The organism is Bradyrhizobium sp. UNPF46, from assembly GCF_006658625.1.
Classification (GTDB): domain Bacteria; phylum Pseudomonadota; class Alphaproteobacteria; order Rhizobiales; family Xanthobacteraceae; genus Bradyrhizobium; species Bradyrhizobium nitroreducens.
Window position 1 is genome coordinate 1 of record NZ_LFJB01000094.1, and the last position, 13974, is coordinate 13974.

15 protein-coding genes are annotated in these 13974 nt (G+C 65.2%); 8 read left to right on the plus strand and 7 right to left on the minus strand.

The window, feature by feature from the left end:
* Positions 1–218: 218 nt before the first annotated feature.
* The 5 genes from UNPF46_RS32595 to UNPF46_RS32615 all read right to left on the minus strand — a co-directional run bounded on the left by UNPF46_RS32595 (position 219) and on the right by UNPF46_RS32615 (position 2855).
* A complete protein-coding gene (locus tag UNPF46_RS32595; protein ID WP_142252803.1) occupies positions 219–704 on the minus strand; it encodes a F0F1 ATP synthase subunit B family protein in 486 nt (161 codons plus the stop codon).
* A gap of 5 nt (positions 705–709) precedes the next feature.
* Positions 710–1276, minus strand: a complete 567-nt coding sequence (locus tag UNPF46_RS32600) for a F0F1 ATP synthase subunit B family protein (protein ID WP_100177961.1) — start codon at positions 1274–1276, stop codon at positions 710–712.
* A 61-nt stretch (positions 1277–1337) separates the two neighbouring features.
* Positions 1338–1565, minus strand: a complete 228-nt coding sequence (locus UNPF46_RS32605) for a F0F1 ATP synthase subunit C (RefSeq protein WP_018643436.1) — start codon at positions 1563–1565, stop codon at positions 1338–1340.
* Between the two features lie 53 nt (positions 1566–1618).
* Complete coding sequence (locus UNPF46_RS32610) at positions 1619–2368, minus strand: F0F1 ATP synthase subunit A (RefSeq protein WP_142252804.1); 750 nt, start codon at positions 2366–2368, stop codon at positions 1619–1621.
* A 112-nt stretch (positions 2369–2480) separates the two neighbouring features.
* Complete coding sequence (locus tag UNPF46_RS32615; protein WP_100177959.1) at positions 2481–2855, minus strand: AtpZ/AtpI family protein; 375 nt, start codon at positions 2853–2855, stop codon at positions 2481–2483.
* A gap of 75 nt (positions 2856–2930) precedes the next feature.
* On the opposite strand from UNPF46_RS32615, the gene UNPF46_RS38025 reads away from it, so the two are divergent.
* The 3 genes from UNPF46_RS38025 to UNPF46_RS32630 all read left to right on the plus strand — a co-directional run bounded on the left by UNPF46_RS38025 (position 2931) and on the right by UNPF46_RS32630 (position 4376).
* Positions 2931–3173, plus strand: a complete 243-nt coding sequence (locus UNPF46_RS38025; protein ID WP_181770225.1) for a hypothetical protein — start codon at positions 2931–2933, stop codon at positions 3171–3173.
* Positions 3174–3215: 42 nt separating this feature from the next.
* A complete protein-coding gene (locus UNPF46_RS32625; RefSeq protein WP_142252805.1) occupies positions 3216–3749 on the plus strand; it encodes a hypothetical protein in 534 nt (177 codons plus the stop codon).
* Positions 3750–3902: 153 nt separating this feature from the next.
* Positions 3903–4376 (plus strand): secondary thiamine-phosphate synthase enzyme YjbQ, encoded by a 474-nt coding sequence (locus tag UNPF46_RS32630; RefSeq protein ID WP_142252806.1) that lies wholly within the window; start codon positions 3903–3905, stop codon positions 4374–4376.
* A 124-nt stretch (positions 4377–4500) separates the two neighbouring features.
* Here the strand turns inward: UNPF46_RS32630 and UNPF46_RS32635 are convergent, their stop codons facing one another.
* A complete protein-coding gene (locus tag UNPF46_RS32635; RefSeq protein WP_181770226.1) occupies positions 4501–6126 on the minus strand; it encodes an MFS transporter in 1626 nt (541 codons plus the stop codon).
* A 339-nt stretch (positions 6127–6465) separates the two neighbouring features.
* Here UNPF46_RS32635 and UNPF46_RS32640 point away from each other — a divergent pair, with 339 nt between their 5' ends.
* The gene (locus UNPF46_RS32640; RefSeq protein ID WP_100177957.1) at positions 6466–7137 is read left to right on the plus strand and encodes a response regulator; all 672 of its coding nucleotides are present in this window, start codon (positions 6466–6468) and stop codon (positions 7135–7137) included.
* A 24-nt stretch (positions 7138–7161) separates the two neighbouring features.
* On the opposite strand, the gene UNPF46_RS32645 is transcribed toward UNPF46_RS32640, so the two are convergent.
* Positions 7162–10002 carry an ATP-binding protein gene (locus tag UNPF46_RS32645; RefSeq protein ID WP_142252808.1) on the minus strand — a complete coding sequence of 947 codons (2841 nt, stop codon included), beginning with the start codon at positions 10000–10002 and terminating at the stop codon, positions 7162–7164.
* A gap of 198 nt (positions 10003–10200) precedes the next feature.
* Between UNPF46_RS32645 and UNPF46_RS32650 the strand changes: the two genes are divergently transcribed.
* The 4 genes from UNPF46_RS32650 to UNPF46_RS32665 all read left to right on the plus strand — a co-directional run bounded on the left by UNPF46_RS32650 (position 10201) and on the right by UNPF46_RS32665 (position 13131).
* On the plus strand, positions 10201–10620 hold the full coding sequence (locus tag UNPF46_RS32650; protein WP_100177956.1) for an organic hydroperoxide resistance protein: 420 nt from the start codon (positions 10201–10203) through the stop codon (positions 10618–10620).
* Between the two features lie 32 nt (positions 10621–10652).
* On the plus strand, positions 10653–11681 hold the full coding sequence (locus UNPF46_RS32655) for an alpha/beta fold hydrolase (protein WP_142252809.1): 1029 nt from the start codon (positions 10653–10655) through the stop codon (positions 11679–11681).
* A 71-nt stretch (positions 11682–11752) separates the two neighbouring features.
* Complete coding sequence (locus tag UNPF46_RS32660) at positions 11753–12316, plus strand: cytochrome P460 family protein (RefSeq protein ID WP_142252810.1); 564 nt, start codon at positions 11753–11755, stop codon at positions 12314–12316.
* Positions 12317–12501: 185 nt separating this feature from the next.
* A complete protein-coding gene (locus tag UNPF46_RS32665; RefSeq protein WP_142252811.1) occupies positions 12502–13131 on the plus strand; it encodes a hypothetical protein in 630 nt (209 codons plus the stop codon).
* Positions 13132–13974: the final 843 nt, after the last annotated feature.

Genomic DNA, 13974 nt, shown 5'->3' on the forward strand with positions numbered 1-13974 from the left:
AGCCGGCTCACGGCGTCAAGCGCCAAGGACCCAACGGCTTCCCGCCCACCATCATTATGACAGGCTTTTCAGACACAGGGGCCCATGCCGCGACACACTGGGTCCCGGCTCTGCGTCGCGTCATTTCATGCCGCGCCGCGTCCGGGACACGAAGTTCTTTCAACAAAAAAAGCCGGCGCTCATCGCGCCGGCTTTTTTGATTGGTGAGGGCGACGCCCTCAGTTCAGCTTCTGCCTGACTTCGTTGATGCCCTTGGCGAGCAGGTCGTCGGCCACCTGGCCCTTGACCGACTGCGACAGGATCGTGGAGGCGGCCTGGACGGCGGCTTCCGCGGCTGCGGCGCGGACATCGGCCAGCGCCTGGGCCTCGGCGAGCGCGATCTTGCCCTCCGCGGTCTTGGTCCGGCGGGCGACGAAGTCTTCCACCTTCGCCTTGGCCTCAGTCGCGATGCGCTCGGCTTCGCCTCTGGCGTTGGCGATGATCTCGGCGGCCTCGCGTTCCGCCGAGGCAGTGCGCGCCTTGTAGTCGGCGAGAACCTTGGCCGCTTCCTGCTTGAGGCGCTGGGCGTCGTCGAGCTCGGCCTTGATGCGGGCGGCGCGATGATCGAGCGCGGTCATCGCCGACTTGAAGACCCCGAGATAGCCGAACACGACCATCAGGATCACGAAGGCGACGGCGACCCAAGTCTCCGGATCGAAGAACATATCGACTAACCCTTCAAGGACGCGTCAACGGCGGCATTGACCGAGGCCGCATCCGGAACGACGCCGGTGAGCTGCTGCACGATCTGGCCTGCCGCATCGGCCGCGATGCCGCGGACGTTGCTCATGGCGGCGGCGCGGGTCGAGGCGATGGTCTTCTCCGCCTCGGCGAGCTTGGCCGCCAATTGTTCTTCCAGCGCCTTGCGCTCGGCGTCAGCCTGCGCATTCGCCTTGTCGCGGGATTCGTTGCCGATCGCCTGTGCTCGCGTGCGCGCCGAGGCGAGCTCGCTTTCATAGGCCTTCAGCGCCGCCTCGGACTGATCCTTCAGCTTCTGCGCCTCAGTGAGGTCACCCTCGATCTTGTTCTGACGCGCCTCGATCGCACCACCGACCTTCGGCAGAGCGAGCTTGGACACGATCACGTAAAGCAGGACGAAGAAGATCGCGAGCGACACCAGCTGCGAAGCAAAAGTGCTGCTCTCGAACGGCGGAAAACCGCCGCCGTGATGACCGCCATCGGCTTCGGTGTGAGCGCCCGCCGCCGGACCTTTTGCCCCGCCATGACTCTCGGCCATGGAGTACTCCTGTTGCTGTCACGCGCCGCTTCGGATGAAGCGGCGCGAAAGAAGTCGTTCTTTAGAAAACGAACAGCAGAAGCAGCGCGATCAGCAGCGAGAAGATGCCGAGCGCTTCGGTCACGGCGAAGCCGAAGATCAGGTTGCCGAACTGGCCCTGAGCGGCCGACGGGTTGCGGACGGCTGCGGCGAGGTAGTTGCCGAAGATCACGCCCACGCCGACGCCCGCACCGCCCATGCCGATGCACGCGATGCCCGCGCCGATAAGTTTTGCTGCTGCCGGATCCATTTTAGACTCCTTGGAAGAAAGATGGGGTTGTGGGTGGAAATTCCCCGGACCGCTCAGTGTCCCGGATGAATGGCGTCGTTGAGGTAGATGCAGGTCAGGATCGCAAACACATAGGCTTGCAGGAACGCGACCAGAATCTCGAGGGCGTAGAGCGCGATCGTGAGTGCCAGCGGCAGCACGCCGCCGACCCAGCCGATGGCGCCGAGCGAGAAGCCCAGCATGGCGACGAAGCCCGCGAACACCTTCAGCGCGATGTGGCCGGCCAGCATGTTGGCGAACAGACGAATGCTGTGCGAGACCGGCCGCAGGAAGAACGACAGGACCTCGATGAACATGACCAGCGGCAGGACGTAACCGGGGACGCCGTGGGGAACGAAAATCTTGAAGAACTTCACGCCGTTCTTGGCGATGCCGTAGATCAGCACGGTGAAGAAGACCAGCAGCGCCAGCCCCGCGGTGACGATCAGATGGCTCGAGATCGTGAAGGTGTAGGGAATGATGCCGACCAGGTTCGAGACGCAGATGAACATGAACAGCGAGAAGATCAGCGGGAAGAACTTCATGCCTTCCGAGCCGGCCGTCGAACGGATGGTCGAGGCGACGAACTCGTAGGAGATTTCGGCGACCGACTGCAGGCGCCCGGGAACCAGCTGCGTGCCGCTGGCGAGCATCAGGAGCGAGATGATCGCAACTGCCACCAGCATGTAGAGCGACGAATTGGTGAAGGCGATCGTCTGATTGCCGATATGGCCGATCGTGAAGAGAGGCTCGATGTTGAACTGGTGGATCGGATCGATTTTCATCGGCGCGGCATCTCTTGGTCTGCCGGGCGATGCCGGCGGGTCTCGGTCTGCCGGCCGGGCCGGCCCGTACCGGCGGAACCGGCACGATCATTCCTCTCCTGGTGGGATTGCCTTAAGAACCACCGCGCCTGTTTTGACCCGCGCCCGCCGATCTCACCACATTCACCACGCCGGCCACGAAGCCGAGCAGCAGGAACACGATAAATCCGAAAGGCGACGTCGACAGCAAGCGGTCGAACCCCCAGCCAATCCCCGCCCCGACAGCGACACCGGCGACCAACTCGGAGGATAACCGAAAACCAAGCGCCATCGCCGAGGCTCTGGCCGCTCCGTCTCCACCGTCACCTGCGGGTTGCTCGGTCTTGATCCGGCGGTCGCGAAATTCGGACAACCGCTGATCGAGACTTCCGAGCCGTTCGGAAAGCGCAGCTTCCTCGGACGATCTATCGCGATCTCCATTCTCGCCGTGTCCCGTGCCCTGTGTCATGCAACGAAGACCCGAAACGCCGCGGCTGAATGGAAATTGCGCCCGCCACCCTCAAAAGCCGCGCGGACCATACTGATGGCCCATAATCAAGTCAAGCCAAGTCACGATTGCGTCTCTTTCGCTTATGCCATTGATTTATTTGATGATATCGGCGCGCACGGCAGCGCTGCACACAGCGTGACGCCGCACCGCAGCAGCTCGCCTCGTGATCCGCGGACACGGTCGCCATTTCGCCGCGCTGCCGGGATCAATGGGGATGGCTGGATCGTTCATGTCCGGCGGGTGTTTTGGGCGGCGGATCACCTCGCCGGGGTGTAGAATTTGCGGGAGTGCCACCCCGACGTCGTGGCGGAGAGCGCGATGAGACCAGTGACATCATCCACAACATCCTGGCTGGCGGCGGCGTTCGCCGCGGCGATGGCCGTCAGCGGCGGCATCGTGGCGGCACAATCCGCGCCCGATGGCGAAAACGGCCGCTACAGCATGACGCCCATCCCCGAGGGCGTGCTGCGGCTCGACACGCGCACGGGCACGGTTTCGACCTGCAGCAGGAACGGCGCCGGCTGGGCCTGCTACGCCGTTCCCGACGAACGGACCGCACTCGACGCCGAGATCGGCAGGCTCCAGGCCGAGGTCGAGAAGCTGAAAGGGCAGCTCGCGGCGGGGCCGACGGTGTCGGGCAAGATCGACGAGGCGCTGCCGAAATCCGACCCGTTGAAGAAAGCCGAGCCCAAAAACGCCGAGTCTCGGGCCGCCGAGGGCGAGCGCAAGATCGAGATCCCGCTGCCGAGCGACCAGGACGTCGATCGCGTGATGTCGTTTCTGGAAAAGGCCTGGCGGCGGCTGATCGACATGGCCAACCGCGTGCAGAAGGACGTGTCGGGGAAGATTTGATCAGCCGTCCGCGCTCTCCCCGCGTTGAGCTGCCGTGGGGTGGGTTAAAGCGAAGCGTGCCCACCACCTTTCAATGATCGGGGAAGATCGTGGGCACGGCGCAAGTGCGCCTTTGCCCACCCTCCGGCAGTTTTCCGAGTTGAGAGACCAACCATGACATCAGCCAGATCCGTCACCCGTTCGGCGCCATCCTCGGTGCAGGCCACCACCATCGCTTCGTCATTGCTGACGGTGCAGACTTCCGGCCACGGCTTCACTGATCTCACCGCCGAAGCGGCAAGATTCATCAACGAGGTTCACGCGCGCGACGGTGCGTTGACGCTGTTCATCCGGCACACCTCGGCCTCGCTGACGATTCAGGAGAACGCCGATCCTTCGGTGCTCGTCGATCTCACGACCGCGCTGTCCCGGCTCGCGCCGGAGAATGCCGGATGGACCCACGACACCGAGGGGCCGGACGACATGCCGGCCCACGTCAAGACGATGTTGACCGGCGCCTCGCTCCAGATCCCGGTCCTGAACGGCAGGCTCGCGCTCGGCACCTGGCAGGCGATCTATCTGATCGAGCATCGCAAGCGCCCGCACCGGCGCGAAGTGGTGCTGCAGTTCGTCGGCAGCAATCAGTAGAGTGTTCTCGAGCGAAGTGGGCGCGGGTTCGGGTCAAGACAACGCATCAGGACAAGACTCCCAAAACAAAACCGGCCGCGGGAAGCCGCGGCCGGTTCGTGTTGGTTGAGATCGCTGCTTTCGATCAGGTCGCCTTGATGTCGACGTCCTTGGTCTCGGGCAGGAAGAAGAAGCCGATCACGACGGTAATCGAGGCGAAGATGATCGGATACCAGAGGCCGGCATAGATGTCGCCGGTCGAGGCCACGATGGCGAAGGCGGTCGCCGGCAGCAGGCCGCCGAACCAGCCGTTACCGATGTGGTAGGGCAGCGACATCGAGGTGTAGCGGATGCGGGTCGGGAACAGTTCGACCAGCATCGCTGCGATCGGGCCGTACACCATGGTGACGTAGACCACGAGCACGAACAACAGCCCGATGATCGCCGCCACCTGCGGACGGAAGATGTCGAACGGATGCGCCATCTTCACGATCCCGGCGTCGCCGGCCTTCGGATAGCCGGCGGCCAGCACGGCGGCGAGCACTGCCGGGTTGCCGTCCTTGGCGTTGGCGTAGGCGACGTCCTTGCCGTTGACCATCACCTTCACGCCCGAACCGGCCGGACCCGACGTGGTCGAGTACTTGACCGACGACAGCGACAGGAAGGCACGTGCGGTGTCGCAAGGCGCGCTGAAGACGCGAGTGCCGACCGGGTTGAACAGGTCGCCGCAGCCCGCGGGATCGGCCACCACCTCGACCTTGACCGATTCGATCGCCTTTTCCAGCGCCGGGTTGGCGTTGGTGGTGATCATCTTGAAGATCGGGAAGAAGGTCAGCGCCGCGATCAGGCAGCCGCCGAGGATGATCGGCTTGCGGCCGATCTTGTCGGACAGCATGCCGAACACGATGAAGAAGCCGGTGCCGAGCAGCAGCGACCAGGCGATCAAGAGGTTGGCGGTGTAGCCGTCGACCTTCAGGATCGATTGCAGGAAGAACAGCGCGTAGAACTGGCCGGTGTACCAGACCACGCCCTGGCCCATCACGCCGCCGAGCAGCGCGAGCAGCACGAGCTTGCCGTTCTGCCAGTTGCCGAAGGCTTCCGTGAGCGGCGCCTTCGAGCTCTTGCCCTCGTCCTTCATCTTCTGGAAGATCGGGGACTCGTTGAGGCGGAGCCGGATCCAGACCGAGACGCCGAGCAACAGCACCGAGACCAGGAACGGAATGCGCCAGCCCCAGGCCGCGAACTCCGTTTCGCCGAGCGCGGAACGGGTGAACAGGATCACCAGCAGCGACAGGAACAGGCCGAGCGTTGCTGTGGTCTGGATGAAGGAGGTGTAATAGCCGCGTTTGCCGTTCGGAGCATGCTCCGCGACGTAAGTCGCCGCGCCGCCATATTCACCGCCGAGCGCCAGGCCCTGGGCCAGGCGCAGCGCGATCAGGATGATCGGAGCGGCGATGCCGATGGTGGCGGCGTTGGGCAGCAGGCCGACGATGAAGGTCGACAGGCCCATGATCAGGATGGTGACGAGGAAGGTGTATTTGCGGCCGACGATGTCGCCGATGCGGCCGAACACGATCGCGCCGAACGGACGCACCAGGAAGCCGGCTGCGAACGCCAGCAGCGCGAAGATGTCGCGGGTTGCCGGCGGATAGGCCGAGAAGAACTGCGCGCCGATGATGCTGGCCAGCGAACCGTAGAGGTAGAAATCGTACCACTCGAAGACGGTACCGAGCGAGGAGGCGAGAATGACGAACCGTTCGTCCTTCGTCATCCCTCCCGCGCCTGCTTGAGATACAGCCATTGTCGACATGTTGAGTCGCTCCCCGAAATGCGTTTCCTCGCGCCCCGGATGTCCGGCCACGCCGGATCAACCCAGGTCTTGGCTGCCAAAGTAACATCGCCGTGAAACCGGCCCCAATACGACTTTCGGCCTTGCGCACTGACGCGCAGCTGACGTCCGGTATCATGCGCCGGCACGAGGCCACGGAGGCTTGGGGATTAACCCCTTTGCGGCAAAGGGATAATGTGTACTTGCATGCCACGGCCGCTCGGGGAAGAATTGAGACATCCGGGATCGGTCCGCCGGCCTGCGAACGACAGCAAGAGAACGATGAACGCTCCCTCGACCCATCTCGTCATTGCCGATGACCATCCCCTGTTCCGCGACGCGCTGCGACAGGCGGTGGCGGGCGTGCTGACCTCCGCGCGAATCGACGAAGCCGGATCGTTCGAGGATCTGACCAAGCTTCTGGAACAGACCTCGGACGTCGATCTGATCCTGCTCGACCTCTCGATGCCTGGAATTTCCGGCTTTTCCGGTCTGATCTATCTGCGCGCGCAATATCCGGCGATCCCGGTGGTGATCGTCTCGGCGTCAGACGACAGCGCGACGATTCGCCGCTCGCTCGATTTCGGCGCGTCCGGCTTCATTCCGAAGCGTTTCGGCGTCGAGACGCTGCGCGATGCCATCCTCAAGGTGATGGAAGGCGACGTCTGGGTTCCCAACGACACCGATTTGTCGGCAGCCGCCGATCCCGACATGACGCGCCTGCGCGACCGTCTGGTGACGCTGACGCCGCAGCAGGTCCGGGTCCTGATGATGCTGTCGGAGGGCCTCCTCAACAAGCAGATCGCCTACGAGCTCGGCGTCTCCGAGGCCACCATCAAGGCGCACGTATCGGCGATCCTGCAAAAGCTCGGCGTGGAGAGCCGCACCCAGGCCGTGATCGCCGCGGCGAAGATCGCCGGCGGCCAGTGGAAGCAGGGCACGCCGACGGGGTGAACGGAGTTGGTGCGGAGGCCCCGGCTATAGCGTCTCGAGGAGGCTGTCGGCGGCTCGAATATCCGCCGTCGCCGAGCCCTCCGCAAAACCCTCGAGCGCCAATTGAAGCAATTGCCTGGCTTCGTCGCGCCGGCCGCGTTCGGCGATGACGCCGGCGAGGTCGATCGCGGCCCGCAGTTCCCATGCCTTGGCGCCATTGCGGCGGCTCAAATCCAGCGCCTGCATGAAGCGGGCTTCCGCCTGCTCTGCATCGGGCTCCGGCAACGACAGCAGGACCCTGCCCTTCATCCGCAGCAGCTCGGGCATGTAGAGATGATCGCCGCTCCGATCGACGAGGCGAGTGGCCTCGTCGATCAGCTCCGCGCCCTGCTCGATCCGTCCGAGCGCGAGCAGGCCCTGGACCAGCGCGATGTCAAAGGTCGTGGTGAGCAGCTCGTAGCCGGCCTCGTGGAGCTCGCGCAGGCAGGTCCGGATCGTCTCGACGCCGCCGGCGGCATCGCCGCGCCGGATCGCCAGCTCGCCTTTGACGCCGCGGCCGACGGCGAGATAGGGGCCCATCGAGCGCGAATTGGCATGCGCGATGAAGCGGTCGATGTTCGCCTCCGCGCCATCGAGATCTCCGCTCCAGAGCGCGATCGAGACCGCCCAGATCAGCGCAATGCAGAGCGTGATCGGGTGATCCATCTCCGCGGCCTCGGTGACCGTCTGCTGCGCCAGTTGCAACGCATCCGCAGGCCGTCCCTGCAGCCAGAGCTCGCGGGCCAGCGTGATGCCGGCCCGGTTGCGGTGATCGAAGCCGTACACCGTGCTGATTCGCGCCGTGCCCGGTCCCTGCCAGGCAACCTCCAGCATCTTCAGCGCCTCGTGATGCCGGCCTGCCAGATGCAGCGAGACGCCGAGGAGGGAATGGGCGAGGGCGATCGAGGCGGTATCGCCCAGCGAGCTTGCGACTGCGAGGCTCTGCTGCGCATAGCCGAGCGCGGCGTCGAACTCCCCCATCCGCTCGTGAAAGATATGCATGCGGCCGAGCAGCTGGAGCTGGTTGACCTCGTCGCCGCGCGCCTCGGCGATCGCAAGGCTCCGGCTCAAGGCGCTGCGCGCCGCTTCGCTGCCGCCGCGGGTGAACATCAAGGTCAGTCCGAGGGCGGCCTGGATGTGCATCTCCTCGGCGCTGCCGCGCGAGGAGGGGGTGATCGTCTGCAGCGCCCGTTCCGACCAGCGCCGGCATTCGATCAGCAAGGACATCGCCAGGAAGATCGGTGCCGCGGCGGCGGCGAGCGCGATGCCGATGCCGGGATCGCCGTTCGCGCCGAAGCACCAGTCGAGCGCGGCGCGCACGTTGTGAAGCGCGGAGAAGTGCACCGCCCGTTCGTCCGCGCTCGGCGTCGTCGCCCATGACAGGCCGGCCTGCTCCAGCCATCGCCGGTAATAGGTCGCATGGCGGGCGGCGAGCGCCGCGTCGTCGGGTTCGATCTCGCGCAGATAGGCGCGCGTGGTGTCGAGCAGGCGGTAGCGCATCATGGCGCCGATCGGGCGCGGCGCGACCATCGATTTGGCAACGAGGCTGTCGACGGCGTCGAACAGATGGGCGTGATCGACGCGCGCATCCGGCACGACCTCGAGTGCCGCGTCGAGGGTGAAATGGCCGGCGAAGATCGCGAGCCTGCGCAGCACGATCCGTTCGCGATCCGAGAGCAGTCCGTAGCTCCAGTCGAGCGTGGCCTGCAGCGTCTTCTGCCGGGGTGGCGCGGTGCGCTGGCCCTGCCAGAGCAGGTTGAGGCGTTCGTCCAGCAGTGCGGCGGTCTGCGTGAGGCCATAGGCCTCGACCCGGCCGGCGGCGAGCTCGATCGCCAGCGCCATGCCGTCGAGCTTGCGGCAGATGCTCGCGATGACCGGGGCGTTGGCGTCATCGAGCGCGATCTGCGCGCCGCCGGACGTGGCGCGTTCGAGGAACAATTGCAGCGCCGGATAAGTCCGTGCCGCGGCGGCCGTCAGCGCGGCACCGTCGGGTGGAACGGCCAGCGGGGCCAGGCGATAGACCTGCTCGCCCTCGACGCGCAGCGCCTCGCGGCTGGTGGCGAGGATATGGACGTGCGGTGCGGCGTGGAAGATCTCCGCTGCCAGCGGCGCGGCGGCTGCGATGACGTGCTCGCAATTGTCGAGGATCAGCAGCATCCGCTTGTCACGCAGATGCGCCAGCAGCGCGGGCAGGGGATCGTCGGTCTGGGCCGGCAAGCCCAGCATCAGCAGGATCGACGTGATCACGAGATCGGGATCGCTCAGCGCGGCAAGGTCCACGAAGTGCGCGGCGTCCGAAAATGTCTCGAGCAGATCGTGGGCGATGGCCACGGCGACCGCGGTCTTGCCGACGCCGCCGGGGCCGGCGATCGTGACGAAGCGGGAGGTGACGAGCTTGTCGGAGACGGCGGCGATCGCATCGTCGCGTCCGACCATCCGCTGCAACCGGTTCGGCAATTTCACGGGCGGCAGTTCCGGTCGCGGCGCGGGGCGTTGCGCTGACGTGCCATCCGCTTGCGCAATCGGCGCCACGAAGCAATAGCCGCGGCCGGAGAGCGTCGTGATGTAGCGGGCGCCGTCCTTGCCGTCGCCGAGCGCCTTGCGAAGCGCCGCGACATGAAAGCGCAGGCTGGCCTCTTCGACCGTGAGGCCCGGCCACACCAGCGCCATCAGGTCCCATTTGCTGACGACCTCGTTCGGCCGCGACATCAGCGCCATCAGCGTGTCGAACGCTTTCGCGCCGAGCGGCAGCACCACGCCGTCGCGCGTCACGAGCCTTTCATGTGGCGACACGGAGAATGGCCCGAACGACAAGGTTCCCGTCGCGAGGACGGCCGGTTCAGTCATGGCGAAAATCTGGTTCCTTCGACAGACCCGATAGCCAGATGATCGCGATCCAGCAAGGCCGTGCCTGCATCGACATAGGCCGCGAACGCAGGCCTTGTGAGGGCTGCAAGGCACGGCCTCACAATTTCTCACAAGTCCAAACGGGTTTGCTGCCGCATCCGCTGCTAGTCAGTGCCGTGACGGCAAGGAGGCTTCCCGATGACGCAGGCGGCAAAGACACTCTATACGGCGAGGACCCACACCAGCGGCGGACGCGGCGACGGCAGCTCGCGCAGCTCGGACGGCCGCCTGGACGTCAAGCTGTCGCCGCCGGGCGGCGCGGGCAGCGGCACCAATCCCGAGCAATTGTTCGCCGCCGGCTGGTCGGCGTGTTTCGAAGGCGCGATGGAGATCGCGGCGCGCAAGCGGAAGATCGAGCTTCCCAGGAAATGCGCGATCGATGCCGAAATCGATCTCGTGCTCGAAGACGGCGCCTATTCGCTGCGGGCGCGCCTCAATGTGAGTCTTCCGGGCCTGGACGGCGAGACCGCACGCGGCATCATCGATGATGCGCACCAGACCTGTCCCTATTCGAAGGCCGTTCGCGGCAACATCGACGTCACCGTCGCGCTGATCTGACGCATCATCATCAACATCGAGAGGTAGCAATCATGATTGAGATTATCGACCAGCATCGCCGGACGTTCTTCGGCCTCGCGGCCGGAACCGTCGCCGTCGGCCTCGGCGTGATCGACCTTGCGCGCGCCGAAACCGACGCGCCGCGATCATCCGGATCGACCGCGTCCTTCGGCCCGATCAAGCAGATCGATGCCGGCGTCCTCAATGTCGGCTATGCCGAGGCGGGGCCGTCGAACGGTCCCGTGGCGATCCTGCTGCACGGCTGGCCCTACGACATCCACGCCTTCGTCGACGTCGCGCCGATCCTGGCCAAGGCCGGCTATCGCGTGATCATCCCCCATTTGCGCGGCTATGGCACGACGCAATTCCTCGCCAGTGAGACGCCGCGCAACGGCGAGCCCGCCGCGATGGCCGCCGACATCATCGCGCTGATGGACAAGCTCGACATCAAGAAGGCGGTCGTCGCCGGCTTCGACTGGGGCGCGCGCACCGCCGACATCATCGCCGCGCTGTGGCCCGAGCGCTGCCGCGCGCTGGTGTCGGTCAGCGGCTATCTGATCTCGAGCCAGGCTGCCGGCAACGTGCCGCTGCCGCCGCAGGCCGAGCTGCAATGGTGGTACCAGTTCTATTTCGCGACCGAGCGTGGCCGCGCCGGCTACGAGAAGTACACGCACGATTTCGCGAAACTGATCTGGAAGCTCGCCTCACCGCAGTGGAAGTTCGACGACGCCACCTTCGCCCGGAGCGCGGCCTCGCTCGACAACAAGGATCATGTCGCGATCACGGTCCACAATTACCGCTGGCGGCTCGGGCTTGCCCAGGGCGAGGCGAAATACGACGAGCTCGAAAGGAAACTCGCGGCCGGCCCGGTGATCAGCGTTCCCACCATCACGATGGAAGGCGATGCCAACGGCGCGCCGCATCCCGAGCCCAGCGCCTATGCCAAGAAGTTCTCGGGCCGTTACGAGTTTCGCCTGATCACCGGCGGCATCGGTCACAATCTGCCGCAGGAAGCACCGCAAGCCTTTGCCAAGGCGGTCATCGACGCCGATGGCACCTGATCATCGCTGTGATGCCTCGGTCCGGCGTGCTGGACCGAGGATGTGCCGCGCCTCCAGCCCGAGGAAACGTCATGACATTGATCGAACCTGAAAAGAACAAGCGTTCCTACGTCACGGCGATCACGCTGGCCGTGCTGCTGCTGGTCGTTCTGCTGACTTGCGTTCCCAATCTGGTCTCGATCGCGCTCGCCGAGGGGCCCGCGCAGGTCGACAGAGCCGACGCTTCGCCGATCTTCGGCGTCACGATTCCGCCGGGCTACAAGCAGTGGGAGCTGATCGCGCCGGCGGAAGAGGCCGCGCCGCTCGACGAGCTTCGCGCCGTCGTCGGCAACCAGACCGCGATCGATGCGTATCAGGCCGGCAAGCTGCCGTTCCCCGACGGCACCATCCTGGTCAAGCGGGCCTGGAAGCGAAAGCAGTCGCCGGAGTTCGCCTCCGCGACGATCCCGGGCGCTGCCACCACCGTGCAGGTGATGGTCAAGGACTCCCGGAAATACGCGACGACCGGCGGCTGGGGCTTCGGCCGCTTTGTCGGCGGCAAGCCGGTCGATGAAGCCCAGCACCGCACCTGCTGGGGCTGTCACGAAGCCCGCGCCAAGAGCCGCGACTACGTCTTCACCCGGCTTGCGCCCTGAAGCGGATTTCGGCCGGCGATCATGCGGCGCGCTGAGAGCCTTGCTGGCTTTGCCCGAACCGGAAGCTGCCCGGGTTCGCGGATGAACCATTTGAAGTGTGAACCCGACCAAGGTCGGAAGAGTGTCCGGGGAATAGCGATCGGCTATCCCTGCCGCTCCGATCCACGTACGGAAATTGTGGGCCGATGCGGTTGAAAAAGACGCTCTTCTTGCTGCTTCTGCTTCTCGCGATTCCAGCGGACCACTGCTCCGCGCGGACACCGCCGCCGCCACTCCACGAACATGCGTTCGAGCGCGTGCCGTCGACGGTCGCGAAGAGATTGGCGATCCGCTTTTCGCTGGGCGCATTCGCCGGCCGCTTCGAGGAGACGCCGCTCGGCGCGGTCCGCAAAGCCGTGGGCGAAGGAACCATCCAACACCAGGGCGACGCTGGAGATAGCATCTATTGGCTGTGTTACAGGCGCGCGCAGCATCGGTTATGGGTCGTGTCCAGCGGAGAGATGGGCGGTCCGGACCACCGCGTCACGGAGATCGTTGAAGAGCTCACCGAGAAGGACGCGGAGACCCCGACCGATTGCGCCGTCATCCCGGAGAAGTTCGCGCCCCTCGTCTTCGACGGCAAGCTGCATTTGGGTATGTCGCGTTCGGAGGTCGTCACGGCGCTGGGACCGCCGTCGAAGTCGGAAGCTGCCGGGATGGTGTATTCTCACGACGGAAAGCTCGCAAACGGCTTCGATGAGACCGCATGGCTCATTCTCCGGTTTCGCGAGGACAAGCTCGTGTCCATGCGCGGCGGCAAGACGACGACGAATTGAAGCAGCTCACCCCAAGGGCTTGCGTCGTGGTCGGGCGAAACAGCAATTGCTGGGTCAATCGGTTCGCTGGCAAATATTCTACTTTACAGAAATTCGGATTTATCGTAGATGTCGCCTATCCTGATCCGGCGAAGAGGGGCGGTCGTACGTCGTCACGAGCCGCGGATCAGGTTGCGGTGGACGCCTTGGAGCCGTCGCGGATGCGGGACGCAGGGCGGGGTGATGGATTGAGCCGATCCCCGTGAGCTTCTCGCAAGCCGCGTTGTACGAACGGCGCCGTGTGCGTACGGCAAAACCGTGTGGTCCTGGCCGTCGTTGCTACGGTCAAGTCTTGCGGAGGCGACATGGCGCCAACCGGTGCCATGTCGGTGAATTCCGTGAGGCGAGGGAGGCCAGAGGGAAAGTTCGGCTCCCGGGAGAGCACGGCATAAGCCGTCCGACCATCGCGCAGGGAAGGCCGAGCGTTCGGCGTCACCTGTATGCTGCTGTGCGGTTCTTCCTGCGTGTGCATTTCGCGCAGCGGACCGCGGGTGCCAGCCGGCGCCCGGCCTTCCCTGCGCCCTTTTCTCCAGGAGGGCGTGACGAGAAGCGCAAAACTCGGGCGAAACGCGCCGCGGGAAGGCGAAGGCGTGTCAATCGGTCAACAGCAGTCTCTCGTGCCCCGGACGCAGCGCAGCGCTCCCCTGGCGATGCGAAGCATCGTCCGGCGAGTGATGCGCTGCAGAGCCGGGGCCCATGCATCAGCAATCCGTGTAGCCTCCTGGGTCCCTGTGTCTGAAAAGCCTGTCATAATGATGGTGGGCGGGAAGCCGTTGGGTCCTTGGCGCTTGACGCCGTGAGCCG

What these genes read in the sequence shown, in the direction of transcription:
- UNPF46_RS32605 (WP_018643436.1), bottom strand. Translation starts at nt 1,565, where the DNA reads ATGGATCCGGCAGCAGCAAAACTTATCGGCGCGGGCATCGCGTGCATC.
- UNPF46_RS32610 (WP_142252804.1), bottom strand. Translation starts at nt 2,368, where the DNA reads ATGAAAATCGATCCGATCCACCAGTTCAACATCGAGCCTCTCTTCACG.
- UNPF46_RS32595 (WP_142252803.1), bottom strand. Translation starts at nt 704, where the DNA reads ATGTTCTTCGATCCGGAGACTTGGGTCGCCGTCGCCTTCGTGATCCTG.
- UNPF46_RS32645 (WP_142252808.1), bottom strand. Translation starts at nt 10,002, where the DNA reads ATGACTGAACCGGCCGTCCTCGCGACGGGAACCTTGTCGTTCGGGCCA.
- UNPF46_RS32650 (WP_100177956.1), top strand. Translation starts at nt 10,201, where the DNA reads ATGACGCAGGCGGCAAAGACACTCTATACGGCGAGGACCCACACCAGC.
- UNPF46_RS32630 (WP_142252806.1), top strand. Translation starts at nt 3,903, where the DNA reads ATGACATCAGCCAGATCCGTCACCCGTTCGGCGCCATCCTCGGTGCAG.
- UNPF46_RS32625 (WP_142252805.1), top strand. Translation starts at nt 3,216, where the DNA reads ATGAGACCAGTGACATCATCCACAACATCCTGGCTGGCGGCGGCGTTC.
- UNPF46_RS32665 (WP_142252811.1), top strand. Translation starts at nt 12,502, where the DNA reads ATGCGGTTGAAAAAGACGCTCTTCTTGCTGCTTCTGCTTCTCGCGATT.
- UNPF46_RS32615 (WP_100177959.1), bottom strand. Translation starts at nt 2,855, where the DNA reads ATGACACAGGGCACGGGACACGGCGAGAATGGAGATCGCGATAGATCG.
- UNPF46_RS38025 (WP_181770225.1), top strand. Translation starts at nt 2,931, where the DNA reads ATGGCCCATAATCAAGTCAAGCCAAGTCACGATTGCGTCTCTTTCGCT.
- UNPF46_RS32660 (WP_142252810.1), top strand. Translation starts at nt 11,753, where the DNA reads ATGACATTGATCGAACCTGAAAAGAACAAGCGTTCCTACGTCACGGCG.
- UNPF46_RS32600 (WP_100177961.1), bottom strand. Translation starts at nt 1,276, where the DNA reads ATGGCCGAGAGTCATGGCGGGGCAAAAGGTCCGGCGGCGGGCGCTCAC.
- UNPF46_RS32655 (WP_142252809.1), top strand. Translation starts at nt 10,653, where the DNA reads ATGATTGAGATTATCGACCAGCATCGCCGGACGTTCTTCGGCCTCGCG.
- UNPF46_RS32640 (WP_100177957.1), top strand. Translation starts at nt 6,466, where the DNA reads ATGAACGCTCCCTCGACCCATCTCGTCATTGCCGATGACCATCCCCTG.
- UNPF46_RS32635 (WP_181770226.1), bottom strand. Translation starts at nt 6,126, where the DNA reads ATGACGAAGGACGAACGGTTCGTCATTCTCGCCTCCTCGCTCGGTACC.